The organism is Shewanella scandinavica (assembly GCF_031932065.1).
GTDB classification, from domain to species: domain Bacteria; phylum Pseudomonadota; class Gammaproteobacteria; order Enterobacterales; family Shewanellaceae; genus Shewanella; species Shewanella baltica.
In genome coordinates, this window is record NZ_JAUOES010000006.1 from 99,340 (window position 1) to 116,177 (window position 16,838).

Genomic DNA, 16,838 nt, shown 5'->3' on the forward strand with positions numbered 1-16,838 from the left:
TAGTTCAAACTTGCCAGTCAATGGGGCACACTATAACATGGTCGCCTAGTAATTTAATTGTAAAATCAGCGAACCGACTGATGATTTCTGGAGAATAGTGCCGGGATGTCAAAACCTAGCTTAGAGTTAAAAGGCGCTTCTTTTACTCTTTCAGTGCTTCATATTAATAGCAGCGATTTACAAGCTGTCATGACTGAATTAGACAGTAAGTTGGCACAAGCCCCACAGTTTTTTCTGGGTGCTCCTTTAGTTGTCAATCTGAGTGCGATCCAGCACGACAGCTTAAATTTAAGTGCGTTAAAGGATCTGTTGATCTCACGTCAATTAGTGATTGTTGGCATAACAGGCGCGACAACCGTACTCAGTAAACAGGCCAAAGACTTAGGTCTTGCCATAGTTAAAGCCGGAAAACAGAGCAGTACGCCACCGCCAGCACCTCGCCAAACTAAAATAGTGAAGCAAAATATTCGTTCAGGCCAACAAGTCTACGCAAAAAATGGTGATTTAATCATATTTGGTGCGGTAGGCAATGGCGCAGAAGTCATCGCAGATGGTAGCATTCATATCTATGGCGCATTACGAGGGAAAGCCATGGCAGGCGCGGCGGGCGATACCAGCGCCGTCATCATAGCCCACTCTCTGGAGGCCGAACTCGTTTCAATAGCAGGGCAATATTGGCTCGCTGAAAATCTACAACAACATAGCTCAGATAAAAGCGGCTGCATTCGCCTAAACGGTGAGTCGCTTATGGTTGAATCATTGCCCCTCTAAATGGCAGAACAAAGGATAGAGAGAAACATGGCACAAATTATTGTTGTCACTTCAGGTAAAGGCGGCGTAGGTAAAACCACATCGAGTGCTGCAATTGCGACCGGTCTTGCCATGCAAGGACACAAGACAGTCGTTATTGATTTCGATATAGGTTTACGAAACTTAGACTTGATCATGGGTTGCGAGCGTCGTGTTGTTTATGACTTCGTTAATGTGATCAATGGTGAAGCCAATTTAAATCAAGCGCTGATCAAAGATAAACGCTGCGATAAGTTATTCGTTTTACCCGCTTCACAGACCCGTGATAAAGATGCGCTGACCAAAGAAGGCGTTGGCCGTGTTCTAGACGATTTAGCCAAAGACTTTGAGTTTATTCTGTGTGATTCACCTGCGGGGATTGAGCAAGGCGCTATGATGGCACTGTATTTTGCCGATATCGCCATTGTGACCACGAACCCAGAAGTCAGTTCAGTACGCGACTCAGACCGTATTTTAGGGATGCTGCAGAGCAAATCACGCCGCGCCGAGCTAAACCTTGAGCCAATCAAAGAATACTTACTGCTGACTCGCTATTCACCGAGCCGTGTAAAATCGGGCGAAATGTTGAGTGTTGATGATGTTCAAGAAATTCTGGCCATTGAATTACTGGGCGTGATCCCTGAATCACAATCGGTACTCAAAGCCTCTAACTCAGGCGTGCCTGTGATTATCGATCAAGAAAGTGATGCAGGTTTAGCCTACAGTGACACAGTTGCACGTTTACTGGGCGAAGATGTCCCAGTACGCTTTATTACGGAAGAAAAGAAAGGTTTCTTACAACGGATATTTGGTAGCTAATTATGTCTTTACTCGACTATTTCAAAAGCAAGAAAAAGCCTAGCACTGCGGTAATGGCTAAAGAGCGCCTACAGATCATTGTGGCTCATCAACGTGGACAAAGGGACACTCCCGATTATTTCCCACAGATGAAACAAGAGATCATTGCCGTTATTCGCAAATATGTGCCGATTTCTGATGATCAAGTTTCTGTGCAGTTAGATCAAAACGACGCGAACCTGTCGGTACTCGAACTTAACGTCACATTGCCTGACAGATAAGTCGATTACGCAAAAAGCGTCATCTTCTGAAGAAGATGACGCTTTTTGTTGGCTGTTTTTCGGCTATCGATAAGTTTCAAATACTGCGCATAAAGTACAAGACTTCACGCGCAAGATTTAAATACTAGATTAAAAGCCTTAGACCTCAAGCTTAGCTAGGGACTCAGCGGCAATCTCGCCTCGCCATCCGCATAACACCGCGGGTAAATCCCCTTGTTGCTTATCCCAACGCCATTGCAAAAACTCATGGATATGACGTTTAGAGCCGAGCATTTCCTGTGGCACATCATGCTGTTCGCACAACTCAACTAAGCAGCTTTTTATCGCCTTAAAGGCCGATTTGTAACCCGACTTCAACGCCAGCACATCCACTAACTCGGGTAAATTGACCAAATCAGCGGTTTGTAGCACACGTAATAGATCTTTACCGTGAATGCGTTTTTCCTGTTCGGTCAAGTCATTGAGCTTAAACAAGTCAGCCGAAGTTTTAGGTTGCTTCTTCGCTAATGCAATAAGACCATGATCTTTGATCACAAAACCTAAGGCTAAATCACGCACTAAGGCTTTTTCAAGACGCCACTTAGCAAGCACTTTAAGGTAAGCCAATTGGATTTCGGTCAGTTGGAAAGCATTTTTCACTTTCAAATAAGCCGTGTCGAGATCAGGATCGGCAAGCCTGCCCTGAGTCATCCTTTCCCCTTCCTCATATAACCAAGCTAAACGGCCTTGGGCGCTGAGTTTCGCTTCAAGTTGAGGATAGAGCTGATACAAGTACAAGACGTCATTCGCGGCGTAACTTAACTGTGCTTCCGTTAACGGGCGGCGGATCCAATCGGTACGCGACTCGCCTTTATCAATCACTTCACCCAGGCAAGTTTCTACTAACTTGGCATAACCCACACCGTGGCCCATACCACACAAAGAGGCGGCAATTTGGCTATCAAACAAAGGCGTAGGCTGACATTTGCCATAGTGGGCAAACACTTCTAAGTCTTCACTGCAGGAATGCACTAGCTTAACGATATTCGGGTCCGATAACAGCGCCCAAAACTGGGCTAAATCAGGTAAAGCCACAGGATCAATCAAAGCTAAGGTTTTACCATCATAGGCTTGGATCAAACCTAGCTTGGCATAATAAGTACGAGTACGAACAAACTCGGTATCTAACACGAGTATCTTACTCTGTTTATATTGGGCAACGAGGGCATTAAGGCTTGCTTCATCACTCACATATTGAAACGCTGACAAATTCTTCTCCAGATCCTGTGGGTCAATCACAGTCCATAAAAACAAAAGCCGGCAAATGCCGGCTTCAATCTTACGCGCGCTTAGCTTCGTCTCTAAGCTCTCGTCGCAAGATCTTACCCACGTTGGTTTTAGGTAACTCGTCCCTAAATTCTACCAGCTTCGGTACTTTATATCCCGTTAAATGAATACGGCAGTGCTTAATGATGTCTTCAGCGGTTAAAGATTTATCTTTTGCCACCACAAATACCTTCACTAACTCACCACTGGCGTCGTTTGGTACACCAACAGCGGCCACTTCAATCACTTTAGGATGCAGTGCGACCACTTCTTCGACTTCATTGGGGAATACGTTAAAGCCTGAAACTAAGATCATGTCTTTCTTACGATCGACAATATAGAAGAACCCTTTCTCATCCATGTAACCAATATCGCCCGTGGCTAACCAGCCGTCGGTATCAATCACTTTGGCAGTTTCTTCAGGACGTTGCCAATAGCCTTTCATTACCTGAGGACCTTTACCGAACAGTTCACCGGTTTCGCCTTGGGCTAATACCTTGCCGTTATCGTCACGGATTTGAATGAGCGTCGAAGGTGCAGGGAAACCAATTGAACCGTTGTAACCATCTAAATTATATGGGCAACAGGTTAATAAAGGTGAGGCTTCAGTCAGACCATAACCTTCGAGTAAACGGGTCTTAGTGATAGCTTGCCATTTATCCGCGACGGCTTTTTGTACCGCCATGCCGCCACCGATAGACAGTTTCAAGCGTGAAAAATCCAACTGGGAAAATTCATCACTGTTCACTAACGCGTTAAACAAGGTGTTTACCCCAGTCAATGCAGTGAAAGGATACTTTTTCAACTCGGCAACAAATCCTGGGATATCACGAGGATTGGTGATAAGTAAGTTCTGGCTGCCTTTGTGCAAAAACAGCAGGCAATTCACGGTCAACGCGAAGATGTGATACAGCGGCAAAGCCGTTACAACAAACTCGCTGCCATCGTTTAAGGCGGGCGAATAAGCGCCATCGGCCTGCAATACGTTGGCGACAATATTGCCATGGGTCAACATAGCGCCTTTAGACACCCCAGTTGTGCCGCCTGTATATTGCAAAAACGCTAAATCGTCGTTAGTGACGTCAGGCTTGATGTATTGCATGCGACGACCGGTTGATAAGGTATCGCGCATCGATAGGGCGTGGGGTAAGTCGTATTTAGGGACGAGCTTCTTAATGTACTTCACCACAAAGTTCACTAAGGTGCGTTTTGGCGCACTTAATTGGTCTCCTAAACTGGTGATAATGACGCTTTCAACGGGCGTTTGTTCGACAACTTCTTCTAAGGTGCGGGCGAAGTTTGACACTACAACTATGGCTTTGGCGCCCGAGTCAATCAACTGATGTTTTAGTTCGCGCGGGGTATATAGCGGGTTAACGTTAACGACCACCATACCGGCACGTAAAACCCCAAACAGTGCAATCGGGTATTGCAACAGGTTTGGCATCATCAAGGCGACGCGATCGCCCTTTTCAAGCTTTAATTCATTTTGTAGATACGCGGCGAATGCACGGCTGCGTTCTTCCAATTTACGATAGGTTAGCGTGGCACCCATGTTAATAAATGCAGGTTGGTCTTCATACTTAGCCACCGCTGTTTCGAACATATCAACAAGCGATGAGTACTGCTCCACATTAATTTCAGCAGGCACATCTTTTGGCAAATGATTAATCCAAGGCTGATCCACTACTCTCTCCTAAATCCCCACAACTGCGGAAACAATATCCATACAAGCGTCAAGACTCGATAAATACCGAGTTAAAATACCGGCTTACATTTTATAGTTATTGATTGACTCGTCATAAATCATACGAGCGTTTTAATTTTGATCATCATCACATAAAAAAAACAAAAAACCTAGCGTCTTTTTTAGGGCGGCAAAGGCAGCCTATTTAACGAATTCGCGGATCAAGCGGGCAACGCCTTCAGCATTGTCCATATGCACATGATGATCGCCCTCGATTATATGTTCAGACAAATGTTTGAACCAGGTTCGCGCCTTAGGTATGGCGGTCTGCAACTGGCTAAATCCCTGTTTGCCACACACTAATAAGGTTTCAATATTGATGTCCTGCATCAAGGCATCAACTTGAGCAAAAGTTAACCGTTGGGGTGAATCTAATCTCAATCGAGGATCACTGCGCCAACCTATGCCCTCACCTTCGGGTTGCATATTACGCTCGAGCAACAGACGACACCAAGGTTCGGCAAGTCCTGTTAAATGTGCCCTCGCCCGCACTGCGGTCTCTATGCTGTCGTAAATTTTTGCCTGCCCATGTTTCTGGGTTAAATACTTCTCGTGTTGATAGAAGCTTTTCCTTAGTCGTGCTTTCGCTTGCGTTGGCGATTCTGATAAGGGACTTAACGCTTCAATCAATACCAGCTTGTTGACCTTTTCAGGGAAGGTCGCCGTATATGCAGAGGCAATAATGCCACCGAGCGAATGCCCCACCATGGCCACAGGCTTTTGCGGTAATGCCGTTAATAGCGCATCCAAATCATACAAGTAATCAATCCAATGCAGCGGGTAATGCCCCGGCCGGTGCGCCGAAAAGCCATGTCCAGGCCAATCAATCGCGAGCACTTGATAATCGAGTAAATGCGCAGCTAAGGGTTCAAAACTGTTGGCATTATCTAACCAGCCATGTAAGGCCAGCAGTAAAGGTTTATCCTTCGCCCCCCATAATCGGCCTGCGACCTTAATATGAGGTAATACAAATTCGATTTGATTTTGGGGGGCGAGAGATTGCCACATAATGCCTCTGATGTCAGGTGATTAAGATGATTTTTTGACAAATTTGAGTGTCATACGATCACTTTCACCGATCGCTTGGTATTTTTCCTTATCCGTGTCACCCAAAGCAAAAGATGGCGGTAGCGTCCAAACACCTTTGGCATAATCCTTAGTATCTTTGGGGTTCGCATTGATTTCGGCGCTTTCAACTAAGGTGAAACCGGCTTTTTTGGCTAAAGCAACCATGGCCGCTTGGTCCATATAGCCAGTGCTAAAATTCATCCCTTCGTTGGCTCTATGCTCCACCACACCAAAGACACCGCCGTCTTTCAATACTTTATATGACGCGGCAAACACATTCTCTAACTGATCACTCGATGCCCAGTTATGAAGATTACGGAATGTTAATACCAGATCGGCACTGCCATCGGCGCCTAAATCCATCTTTTGTGGAGGATCGAAGGTAACAATCTTTGCATTGCCCATGACGTCTTTATTGGCCGTCATCCACGCAGCATACTTAGTACCAGCGTTGGCGCGATAGCGATTTCCGGGTGTATCCGTCGCGGGAGCGGTTTCGAAACTGGCGGCGATATATTGGCCTTCTTTGGCTAAATAAGGCCCTAATATTTCGCTATACCAACCATTACCTGGCCAGAGTTCAATCACAGTTTGTGTTGGGGTAATGCCAAAAAAACTTAAGGTTTCAGCGGGATGACGATAAACGTCACGGCTGGCATTTTTAGCCTGACGAAAATCGCTTTTTAAGACTTTATCTAAACTTTCATCGGCGTAGGTAACACTCGAACATAAACCAGCAAGCAGTAGACTGGCAACTAAGGTGACTTTTTTCATTGTAATTCTCCATGGATACCGAAGGCATAAGCTAGCAGCCAATGGCCAAAAATCCAAGGAATAGAAGTCGTAAAACCTAGGTTTGAGTGACATAAGTGGTTATGGCTCAAAGTGATGAGTCAATTCACCTTTAGCTAAACCAATAAAGCGCAAAGCGGAAAAAAGCCAGAGGAAACACAATACGCCTGAGGTATTAAATGACCTTGATGATTAGCGACTCGCAGCGTTATCCACACGGCGCCACGCAAAATACAAGGCGCAGGCACTGGTTAATAACCAAAGTCCCACCCAAATCCACGCGGGGATCCAAGAACGTTCGGCCAACATCACCGCATCACCTTGGCCATCAAGCCCGAGCAACACAGTTGGACTTGCCAGCGCATTAAGCATGATCATCAAACCGATAATACGCAAAAACTGGGTCAACATTTTGTTTTGACTGAGTTTAAGCGGTAACAACAAAATAATAGTGAGTACGGCTAGAATCGCCAGCGTGAGAATATCTCTGCCCCAAAGCAAGCCGCTTAGCACCACTAAAGCGCCCAGCAAGGCAAAGCTCACGCGGATCCCCTTTGGCCAAGTCGCGAGCAAGTAGATTAAATATCCCCAACAGGCCGCGCCAAAATACCCAGCAAAGCCAATCAACATAGGCGAACCGCCTTGGCTAAAACAAAAGCCTGCGCCGTTCGGAAACAATTGAATATGGCTGACCACGCCCGAGCTTAATATCGTCGCAATGCCGTGGGACAATTCATGGAAATAGCTTTCAAGCCATTTAAACGGCACGCTTAAATAGGGAATGCGAGTGATGAGTAACGCCACCACCAGCTCGATAATAAACAAGCCTCGGCTTGGCACACCGCTGGCGGCTAAACCTGTTAATTTAGAAGAGGAAAATCGCGAGGTAGAACGGGGAGGCTTTTGTTGATGTTCAAGCATACAAGTCCACGCCAACCATTTGCTGAATTTCATCGCGTTTGGCGGCATGTTGGGTTTGTAAATATTGGGCAATCGCCCCCTGATGACCACGCGTATCTTGTTCATACTCGAGGTGGGCGCCGAGCCTTGACTGTAAATTGCCCGCTGCGTTTTTACCTTTAGGCTGTGTTTCTAAACTGAGGGCTTCGACAGCATCTTGCTCAATCACTGGGCGTGACGATTCAGGTGCGGTTAGCCCCTGAGCGATAGCGGGTCTATTACTCGCTACAGCATTCGTCAAACTCATTTGATTCACATTCACTTGCATCAAGAAGCCTTAAGTTTGCACTATTCATCGTTAAGCCATTCATCGTAAAGAATGCTTAGCATTAATTGCCTGAGATTCTATCGCAGATACTCAGGCAAAGAACAGCTTATTCACGACCGGGTAACTTTTTCCATGTGACTGTATCACGTAAATATACAGGTTCAAGCTCATCGACCGAAGTTGTCAGCCCTGCTTTGATACCTGTCTCAGCCAATATCAGCATAGCCCTTGCATCGGGATATTTCACGGCGTCGAGAGCTAAAATCCCTTTGCCGAGTGCCAGTAAATCCGGATACGCATCAAAACCGGTGCCGCAAGCCACAATGGGCGCTTCAGTATCAAGCTGAAGTTGTACGTTGGCAGGCGCACTGACCACTTCTTTACCGACTAATGTCGCAATACCATCGACGGCCACAAACTGCCCCCAATACACTTCACCCATGCGCGCATCAATGGCACACAGCACTTGCTCGGCTTGATGCTCGCTAATGGCCATTTGTGCCATTGCCGCTAAAGTTGAAATACCAATCACAGGCAAATCTAACCCCAGTGCCAGACCTTGGGTCATGCTAGTGCAGATACGGATCCCCGTAAAACTGCCAGGACCTCGACCATAGGCAATCGCCGCCACTTTATCTAAGCTAATGCCCGCTTGCTTGAGCACTGAATCGACCATAGGCAACAGACGCTGGCTGTGTTCACGCGGCGCATCGGCAAGTTCAGCATAAATCTGACCTTGATATTGCAGCGCAGCTGAGCAGGATTCGGTACAAGTGTCTAAGGCAAGAATACAAGCAGAGTGTTCGTGTGTTATTGTCATTTCAAAACCGGATTAGCGGGCAAGATTTCGCATCAAGTTGACCATTTCGGTATTGTGCGAATATGCCATGAGTAAACTGGCGCAAATAATAACATCAAATGCCCGAAAACAAAGGGCTAAGCAAGCAAGTCAGCTAAAATAGCGCCCGCATGATATCCAGTAGCAAATCAGGACTTGATGGATTTATGTGATCTAAGTCAATGATCGATAAACTCATTAAGGAATACCGCCAGCTTGGGGAAACTTTTTCAACTTTGCTTGTCAGAGCAGACAAGTCTGGATTGAATTCATTCATTCCTTGCCATTCCTTTACTATTGTACGATTGCACTAACCCGCCTTCGATAAGGATATTTCATGTTAAACACGCCTCCATTGCGTCGCCTAAGACGCTTACGTAGTTCAGAAGCGATGCGCGATCTGTTGCGCGAAACCCATGTTTCGTTAAGCGATCTCATCCATCCCCTGTTCATTGAAGAGCACATCACCCACGCAGTGCCTATCTCCACGCTACCAGGTATCAGCCGTTTACCAGAGAGTGCACTGGCGGATGAAGTGCGCGAACTTTACGCCCTCGGGATCCGTTATGTAATGCCCTTTGGGATTTCGCACACTAAGGATGATAAAGGCAGCGACACGTGGGATGACAATGGCTTGCTCGCCCGCATGGTGCGCACCATTAAAGCCGCCGTGCCAGAGATGATGGTGATCCCCGACATTTGTTTTTGTGAATACACAGATCACGGCCATTGCGGCGTGGTGCACAATAATGAAGTCTGCAACGATCTCACCGTCGAAAATTTAGTTAAGCAATCAGTCACTGCCGCTAAAGCGGGCGCCGACATGCTAGCGCCATCGGCCATGATGGACGGTCAAGTGAAAGCCATTCGCCAAGGGCTTGATGCCGCAGGTTTTGAGCATGTGGCGATTCTGGCCCACTCGGCAAAATTCGCCTCTTCCTTCTACGGTCCTTTCAGAGCGGCGGTCGATTGTGAACTCAGTGGTAACCGCAAAGGATATCAGCTTGATTATGCCAACGGTCGCCAAGCCCTGTTAGAAGCCTCATTAGATGAAGCCGAAGGCGCCGATATCCTAATGGTTAAACCCGGTACGCCCTACTTGGATGTGTTAAGCCGTTTAAGACAAGAAACCCACTTGCCACTCGCCGCCTATCAAGTCGGCGGCGAATATGCGGGCATCAAGTTTGCCGCCCTTGCAGGTGCGTTGGATGAGCGTGCAGTGGTGAAAGAAACGTTTATCGGCTTAAAGCGTGCGGGAGCGGATTTGATTGTCAGCTATTACACCAAACAATACGCCCAGTGGTTAGCCGAGAGTAGATAGTTACCTCGGTAACTACCGTTGCGGACATTAAAAAATCTATAAAAAACGCCACCGTTATCGGTGGCGTTTTTATATTTAACATCCTGCGCTTAATTGCTTAAGCTTTTTGCAATCGTGCAAACAAGGCTTTCACTTTTTCGACTTTAGGGCGCACCACCATCTGACAATAAGGCTGCTCACCGTGTAAAGCAAAGTAATCATTGTGATAATTTTCAGCGGGATAAAATGTCTCAAATGCTGACACTTGGGTCACTACTGGCGCATCAAAAACCTTAGCCGCCGCTAACTGAGTCAACATAGCAGTGGTTTGCTCAATCTGCTCAGCATTATGGGCAAACACCACTGAGCGATATTGTGGCCCCTTATCATTGCCTTGACGATTGAGCGTAGTCGGATCATGACTCTCAAAAAAGACCTGCAACAGCGTCGTAAAATCAATTTCCTCTGGATTAAACTCGATATGCACAACCTCTGCATGGCCAGTTTGGCCCGAGCAAACCGATTTATAATCGGCATCATGGGCATCACCTCCGGCGTAGCCAGAAGTCACGTTCACCACGCCTTTTAGGCTTTTAAAAATCGCCTCGACGCACCAAAAACATCCGGCGCCAAAAGTTGCAAAGCTGTTCGATGCTGGTTCAACAGCACCATCCATCCCTTTAAAAACCATAGAAACGGAGTTAACACAGTGACGAATATTATTGGGTGTTAACATCTCACCTTCAAAAACATGGCCTAAATGGCCACCACACTGGCTACAGACAATTTCGGTTCTGCGGCCATCGGCGTCAACATGGCGCGATACAGCGCCAGCAATTTCATCATCGAAGGCTGGCCAACCACAATGGGCATTAAACTTATGCTCAGAGCGGTACAAGGGCGCATGGCATTTTTTGCATAAATACAAACCCTTGGCATCATGATCATAATACTCACCACTAAAGGGGCGTTCAGTGCCTTTTTCTTCGATAACATAGCGTTCAAAATCGGTCAGTTTGTTCATATTAATGCCCTTTCGACTCACGTCGTTGTCTATTTTGATACTCTTCATTCAGTTGATTAAGGAGATGATCCATAAAAAGCCAACATAAGACCCACTCCAAGCAAGATTTCTTGCGCTCGGCTTCAAAATGCGGCCGACATCAATCCATAACAACAAATCCAATAGCCCATACTAACGGGTTTAACGGCTAAAATCTTGCCACTTAAGTCAGTCCTAATCTATGCGTTTAAATCATTGCTCATTAAGCGACAGCATAAGTGACGGAAAATACAGCAGTTGCTCTCACTCACCCTCGCTGAGTATTTGCACCCGCTCCAGCGCACGGCTACACTTGCTGCGGGTCAAATTACAACTAAATATAACAAGTAGAAACCAAAATGAAATTAGAAACCATTGATTACCGCGCTGAAAACAGTGCCCAGCAATTCGTTGAATCACTTCGGGAAACTGGCTTTGGTGTTTTATCTAATCATCCGATTGATAAGCGCTTAGTTGAAGACATCTACACCGAGTGGCAAGCCTTTTTTAATTCAGAAGCCAAAAACGACTATATGTTTAAAAAAGAAACCCACGACGGTTTCTTCCCTGCGTCGATTTCTGAAACCGCCAAAGGCAACACAGTCAAAGACATTAAAGAGTACTACCACGTGTACCCTTGGGGCCGTATCCCAGATTCACTGCGGGCCAATATTCTCGCCTATTACGATAAAGCCAACGCACTGGCTGCAGAACTATTAGAGTGGATCGAAACATACTCACCAGAAGACGTAAAAGCCAAGTTTTCGATGCCATTGCCAGAAATGATCGCCAACAGCCAAAAAACCTTGCTGCGCATTCTGCATTACCCGCCGATGACGGGCAGTGAAGAAATGGGCGCCATTCGCGCCGCGGCACATGAAGATATCAACCTTATCACAGTATTACCTGCTGCCAATGAGCCTGGATTGCAAGTGAAAGCCAAAGATGGCACTTGGTTAGATGTTCCCAGCGATTTTGGCAACATTATTATCAATATCGGTGACATGTTACAGGAAGCCTCTGGCGGCTATTTCCCATCGACGTCACACCGCGTCATCAATCCTGAAGGTACGGATAAAACCAAGTCGCGGATCTCTTTGCCGTTATTTTTACATCCAAACCCTGCTGTAGTGCTATCGGATCGCTATACCGCTGACAGCTATCTGATGGAAAGATTGCGCGAACTCGGGGTGATCTAAGCCTTAATTCAGCCTATTAATCCAAGCAACAATCGCAAGAGACAGTCAAGGATTAAGCTATTAAAGCGCCTTAGGGCGCTTTTTTTATGACATTCGCCACCTTCAAGGTAGAATAGCCGTTCTTTAAGTTATTTAGGACAAGGCGTTATCATGGCAATTCAGTGGTATCCGGGGCATATGCACAAGGCACGCAAGGAGATTGAAGAGGCAATGCCTCAGGTCGATCTTGTTATCGAAGTGCTGGACGCGCGTATTCCCTACAGTAGCGAAAACCCCATGGTGGCTCAGCTTCGAGGCGACAAACCTTGTATCAAACTGCTCAATAAATCTGATCTGGCCGATCCAGAGATCACCGCACAATGGATTGAATACTTAGAGCGTGAACAAGGCGTCAAAGCCACGGCGATCACGACACTGCAAGCGGCAATGGTGAAAAAAATCCCTGATCTCTGCCGTAAGCTAGTACCAAGTCGCGATAAAACCGAAAAAGACATTCGCACTATGATCATGGGGATACCCAATGTTGGGAAATCTACCATCATCAATACCTTAGCTGGCCGTGTTATCGCCAAAACTGGTAACGAACCTGCGGTAACCAAAACCCAGCAACGGATCAATTTACGTAACGGTATCGTGCTGTCGGACACCCCGGGTATTTTATGGCCCAAAGTGGATAACGAAGCGAGCAGCTATCGCCTTGCCGTCACTGGAGCGATTAAAGATACGGCGATGGAATATGAAGATGTGGCCCTGTTCGCCGCCAAGTATTTCTTAACCGCTTATCCAAAAGAGATTTGTGAGCGCTATAACTTAAGTGAATTACCCAAGGATGATGTTGCACTTCTCGAGGAAATAGGCCGTAAACGTGGTGCGCTGCGTCCCGGTGGTCGCATCGATATGCACAAGGCATCTGAGTTATTGCTGCATGAATACCGCTCAGGCAAAATCGGCCTCCTCTCGTTAGAAACGCCTGCGATGGCCGAGCTTGAGAAGATTGAAGTCGCCCGCATCATGGCGGAGAAGGAAGCAATAAAAGAAGCCAAACTCGCAGCAGAAAGATTGAAGCGTTCTGGTAAGCGCCATAACGACTAACTGATTACGCGTAGTCATCACGCTTAGTCATCACGGCAAGTTATCTTACTATCTCTGCAAGCATTGAAAATAACGCTTAGAGTGTATTTAAGATAAGACGCTAATGGCGTTGATATTCAAGCTTAGTAAGCTAATTCATCAAGCTTAATATTTAAGCCAGCATATTGAATATGCTGGCTTTTTATTTTCATAAACGAAGATGTCGTGTTAACAAACACTGTCACGCGCAACTACTTTTGCGCACCAGAGGTCAACCTATCAAGCAAGGCATCCAAACTCTGCTCTAATAAATCCAACACCAGTTCAAAGCCCTGCTCGCCACCATAGTAAGGGTCCGGCACTTCCGTGACTTGCGTATTCGCATAAGAGAGCATTAACTGTAACTTGTACTGATACTCAAGCGGACAACGACTACGCAAATCCGCTAAATTGGCATTATCCGCCGCCAAAATTAAATCAAAATGTTCAAAGTCTGCATCCACAACCTGCCGAGCCCGCATTCCATCGAAACTAAAACCCCGCTTTTCCCCCACCGCCATAGCACGGCGGTCAGGCGTATCCCCTTGGTGATAACCAATAGTACCCGCAGAGTCCACCTCAATATTGAGCCTACGCTGCGCAACCTTAAAGCGGCACACAGCTTCTGCCGTCGGTGAGCGACAAATATTACCTAGACACACCATCAAGATGCGTTGCACTCTCGCCTCTTTCATTTCATTCAATCCTTCAACAGTCAAAGCTTATCCATCGTCATGATTAAGTGATTAAATGTGGTTTGTGCCTGACTTGTCAAATCAAAGTCAAACCAAAGTGAAATAAATCCTACCAAAACAAGTGCTTAAAGTAAGCTTCGTTAACCATACACGCCCCTATTGTTGACTGTCGATCTTATCTATATCGACTCGTACCCGCAGGAAACTGGCAAATCTGGGTAAGCCATTTACAGTAAGACCCAGATATTTATAGGTGATGATTGCACCCACAGCGGGAGGATGTTGGCGCTCTGCGAGATTAAAACCTGTGCCTATGTTGAAAATCCGGCCGTCTGGGGTTTGCACTCTTATTGCACCCATTTGCCTTGCAAATTGACCTCTCCCTTGTATATGGCCGATCACTGTCGCTTCAGCATCATAATAGGGTTTTAATTTCATCAAATTAGGATTGCGGCCACTGACATACATAGCGGAACTGCGATGTAGCATTAATCCTTCAGCGCCTTTAGCAACTAAGCTATCAAGTTTTTGATACAGAGCTTCAAGACTGTCCACTTGGAACTGCGCTATAACTTCAAGATAATGCGATTTATCGCTTAATTCGGTCAACGCAAATTGATAGCGATGCTGAAAGTCGCCACCCGCCTTAGGGACATCGAACACCATAAATCGCACTTTGCGCCAGTCATCATCCTTGACTGAGGTTTGTCGAACTATACTCGACATAGCCTCAAACTGGCCTCGCCCAAGCCATAACTCACCATCGAGGGGATAATTCGGGAAATTCGCGATAAACCATGTCGGAGCAGCAATAAGATTACCTTGCCGGGTCAATAGTGCCTGACCATTCCAGTAACCTCGCACCCCGTCGAGTTTTTCGCTAATCAAAAAGTCCTGAATATGAATCTCTTGCTGGGCATCAAACTCAGTTGCCAACTGTATTGAAGGTGGTGATGTTTTTGCATAGGTCACAGGAGCGAAACAACAGAAAATGAGCAGACTGAGTAAGAACAGACGTTGTTTGAAAAAACGAAAGCGGATAAAACGATGAAATGTTAAATCTTGTAACGGGCTGATATGAGTCATTCCCTTGCTCACTCTGGCAATATATCCTTCATCAAGCTTAGAACGCATAGCTCAAGTTGCACTAAAAAACCGTCGAAAGTCACTAAGCGCCTAAGTTAACAACGAATGTTGATGACGATTTTACTCAGTTAATTGTTTATGCGCTTTTCATCTCGGGCTATACTGCGGCCAAATTTATTGACTCAGTCAAATGTTAAAATCCACAACAGTTGGTTTTATCAAGCCTGTTTGAATGAGCAACACCTCAGCGCGTTGTCGCTAATGTCTATTGGAAACACTATGAAACCAGCCAACAATCACGGTATTAAACGCATTTTCAGAGCGACAGGATTTTCGATGAAGGGCTTAAAGGCCGCTTGGGTCCACGAAGCCGCTTTTAGACAGGAATTAATGTTGGCTATCGTCATGTTACCCGTGGCTTTATGGGTTGATATCAGCACGATTGAACGTTTGTTGCTGATTTTTACACTGTTTATCGTGTTGATTGTTGAGCTTTTAAACTCGGCGATTGAAGCTGTGGTCGATCGTGTTGGCAGTGAAATTCACCCACTAAGTGGCCAAGCCAAGGACATCGCCTCGGCCGCCGTATTTATGAGTCTTGCACTGTGTGGATTAACTTGGCTGGTTGTACTCGCGCCACTGGTGTTTTAACACCGACGTTTTAGATAGTCGTATGAGCAAACACTGAGCCATCGTCCCTTAAAAAGTCGATGGCTTGTTTGATCTGGGCTAAACGATCATTTTCTGCCCAATAGGCAACATACACATTTCGTGAAATAGCGCTGGCGCCACTAACGTGATGCAATTCGCCGCAGCGCAATGCATGCTGTACCAAATGCTCAGGTAAGAAAGCACAACCACCATTATTTAGGATGAAATCCAAGGCGATACGCGCAGAGCTCGTGTGCAGTGTCGGCACAGGCAGCGACGCATATTCCTGCGCATGCACAATATTAAACGCCGTCCCCCAATCTACTTTCACATATTGCCCCGGCACCACGGCATTCAGCGTTTGACCTTTTAGGCTCGAAACCAACAACAAATTAATTTGCCCCAGCTGCACTAATTCAAATTGATCAAGCTTTGGCGGATCGAATGAAATCGCGATATCTAGGGTGCGGTCCATTAATTGGCGCGTCATCGCATTGGCAGGCAGCACTTCGGTGCGCAGCGCCACGCCGGGCAAACCCACGTGCAATCCCTGTAAATAACCTTGCAAATAGGCATCCCAAATATTCGGCCCTGCACCAATAGCAAGCTGAGTCGACTGTAACTGACTCAGGGAAACATCTTGTTTAGCCCGCTCCCACGCCGTTAATACTGCTTCGGCATGGCCAAGCATGCGCTCGCCTGCAGGTGTGGGCTGAATGTTATTCCGCTGCCGCTCAAACAGCGCGACGCCTAAAATGCTCTCAAGCTGCTTGACTCGAAAACTAACAGCACTGCGCGTGAGATACAGATTCTCGGCCGCTTTACCGAAATGGCGAGTACGGGAGACTTCAAGAAAGGTTTTCAGTAAATCGGTATCCATAAAAATTCTTGACCAACATAGGCAAATTT

18 protein-coding genes are annotated in these 16,838 nt (G+C 46.4%); 7 read left to right on the forward strand and 11 right to left on the reverse strand.

Annotated features, from left to right (window positions below; genetic code table 11):
* Window positions 1-105: 105 nt before the first annotated feature.
* From minC to minE, 3 genes are read left to right on the forward strand one after another with little or no spacing between them, the layout of a single operon-like run.
* A complete protein-coding gene (gene minC / locus Q4Q50_RS06700) occupies window positions 106-771 on the forward strand; it encodes a septum site-determining protein MinC (RefSeq protein WP_106650327.1) in 666 nt (221 codons plus the stop codon).
* A gap of 27 nt (window positions 772-798) precedes the next feature.
* Window positions 799-1,608, forward strand: a complete 810-nt coding sequence (gene minD, locus Q4Q50_RS06705; RefSeq protein WP_006086391.1) for a septum site-determining protein MinD — start codon at window positions 799-801, stop codon at window positions 1,606-1,608.
* A 2-nt stretch (window positions 1,609-1,610) separates the two neighbouring features.
* Window positions 1,611-1,868, forward strand: a complete 258-nt coding sequence (gene minE, locus Q4Q50_RS06710) for a cell division topological specificity factor MinE (RefSeq protein ID WP_028760193.1) — start codon at window positions 1,611-1,613, stop codon at window positions 1,866-1,868.
* 138 nt (window positions 1,869-2,006) lie between these two features.
* On the opposite strand, the gene rnd is transcribed toward minE, so the two are convergent.
* The 7 genes from rnd to tsaB all read right to left on the reverse strand — a co-directional run bounded on the left by rnd (window position 2,007) and on the right by tsaB (window position 8,828).
* Window positions 2,007-3,116: a ribonuclease D gene (gene rnd, locus Q4Q50_RS06715; RefSeq protein ID WP_311890800.1), complete on the reverse strand. Its 1,110-nt coding sequence runs from the start codon at window positions 3,114-3,116 to the stop codon at window positions 2,007-2,009.
* A gap of 70 nt (window positions 3,117-3,186) precedes the next feature.
* The gene (gene fadD, locus Q4Q50_RS06720) at window positions 3,187-4,860 is read right to left on the reverse strand and encodes a long-chain-fatty-acid--CoA ligase FadD (protein ID WP_311898879.1); all 1,674 of its coding nucleotides are present in this window, start codon (window positions 4,858-4,860) and stop codon (window positions 3,187-3,189) included.
* A gap of 201 nt (window positions 4,861-5,061) precedes the next feature.
* Window positions 5,062-5,928 (reverse strand): alpha/beta fold hydrolase, encoded by an 867-nt coding sequence (locus tag Q4Q50_RS06725; RefSeq protein ID WP_006086388.1) that lies wholly within the window; start codon window positions 5,926-5,928, stop codon window positions 5,062-5,064.
* 21 nt (window positions 5,929-5,949) lie between these two features.
* Entirely contained in the window at window positions 5,950-6,762 is an 813-nt protein-coding gene (locus Q4Q50_RS06730) for a class I SAM-dependent methyltransferase (protein ID WP_311890801.1), read from the reverse strand.
* A 210-nt stretch (window positions 6,763-6,972) separates the two neighbouring features.
* Entirely contained in the window at window positions 6,973-7,701 is a 729-nt protein-coding gene (locus Q4Q50_RS06735) for a M50 family metallopeptidase (protein ID WP_006086386.1), read from the reverse strand.
* Window positions 7,694-8,008 carry a hypothetical protein gene (locus Q4Q50_RS06740; RefSeq protein WP_063882846.1) on the reverse strand — a complete coding sequence of 105 codons (315 nt, stop codon included), beginning with the start codon at window positions 8,006-8,008 and terminating at the stop codon, window positions 7,694-7,696. The genes Q4Q50_RS06735 and Q4Q50_RS06740 overlap by 8 nt, the downstream gene beginning before the upstream one ends.
* A gap of 106 nt (window positions 8,009-8,114) precedes the next feature.
* A complete protein-coding gene (gene tsaB / locus Q4Q50_RS06745; RefSeq protein ID WP_006081354.1) occupies window positions 8,115-8,828 on the reverse strand; it encodes a tRNA (adenosine(37)-N6)-threonylcarbamoyltransferase complex dimerization subunit type 1 TsaB in 714 nt (237 codons plus the stop codon).
* A gap of 355 nt (window positions 8,829-9,183) precedes the next feature.
* Here tsaB and hemB point away from each other — a divergent pair, with 355 nt between their 5' ends.
* Complete coding sequence (gene hemB / locus Q4Q50_RS06750) at window positions 9,184-10,167, forward strand: porphobilinogen synthase (RefSeq protein WP_311898880.1); 984 nt, start codon at window positions 9,184-9,186, stop codon at window positions 10,165-10,167.
* A gap of 97 nt (window positions 10,168-10,264) precedes the next feature.
* Here the strand turns inward: hemB and Q4Q50_RS06755 are convergent, their stop codons facing one another.
* Window positions 10,265-11,170: a bifunctional methionine sulfoxide reductase B/A protein gene (locus tag Q4Q50_RS06755; RefSeq protein WP_259528548.1), complete on the reverse strand. Its 906-nt coding sequence runs from the start codon at window positions 11,168-11,170 to the stop codon at window positions 10,265-10,267.
* Window positions 11,171-11,547: 377 nt separating this feature from the next.
* Here Q4Q50_RS06755 and Q4Q50_RS06760 point away from each other — a divergent pair, with 377 nt between their 5' ends.
* Window positions 11,548-12,387, forward strand: a complete 840-nt coding sequence (locus tag Q4Q50_RS06760; protein WP_113939512.1) for an isopenicillin N synthase family dioxygenase — start codon at window positions 11,548-11,550, stop codon at window positions 12,385-12,387.
* A gap of 150 nt (window positions 12,388-12,537) precedes the next feature.
* Window positions 12,538-13,479, forward strand: a complete 942-nt coding sequence (gene ylqF / locus Q4Q50_RS06765; RefSeq protein ID WP_311898881.1) for a ribosome biogenesis GTPase YlqF — start codon at window positions 12,538-12,540, stop codon at window positions 13,477-13,479.
* A gap of 230 nt (window positions 13,480-13,709) precedes the next feature.
* On the opposite strand, the gene Q4Q50_RS06770 is transcribed toward ylqF, so the two are convergent.
* On the reverse strand, window positions 13,710-14,192 hold the full coding sequence (locus Q4Q50_RS06770) for a low molecular weight protein-tyrosine-phosphatase (protein WP_311898882.1): 483 nt from the start codon (window positions 14,190-14,192) through the stop codon (window positions 13,710-13,712).
* Between the two features lie 156 nt (window positions 14,193-14,348).
* Window positions 14,349-15,278: a DNA ligase gene (locus Q4Q50_RS06775; RefSeq protein WP_311898934.1), complete on the reverse strand. Its 930-nt coding sequence runs from the start codon at window positions 15,276-15,278 to the stop codon at window positions 14,349-14,351.
* Window positions 15,279-15,557: 279 nt separating this feature from the next.
* Between Q4Q50_RS06775 and Q4Q50_RS06780 the strand changes: the two genes are divergently transcribed.
* Window positions 15,558-15,929 carry a diacylglycerol kinase gene (locus Q4Q50_RS06780; protein WP_006086380.1) on the forward strand — a complete coding sequence of 124 codons (372 nt, stop codon included), beginning with the start codon at window positions 15,558-15,560 and terminating at the stop codon, window positions 15,927-15,929.
* A gap of 10 nt (window positions 15,930-15,939) precedes the next feature.
* Here the strand turns inward: Q4Q50_RS06780 and hdfR are convergent, their stop codons facing one another.
* Window positions 15,940-16,809 carry an HTH-type transcriptional regulator HdfR gene (gene hdfR, locus Q4Q50_RS06785; protein WP_311898883.1) on the reverse strand — a complete coding sequence of 290 codons (870 nt, stop codon included), beginning with the start codon at window positions 16,807-16,809 and terminating at the stop codon, window positions 15,940-15,942.
* Window positions 16,810-16,838 lie beyond the last annotated feature (29 nt).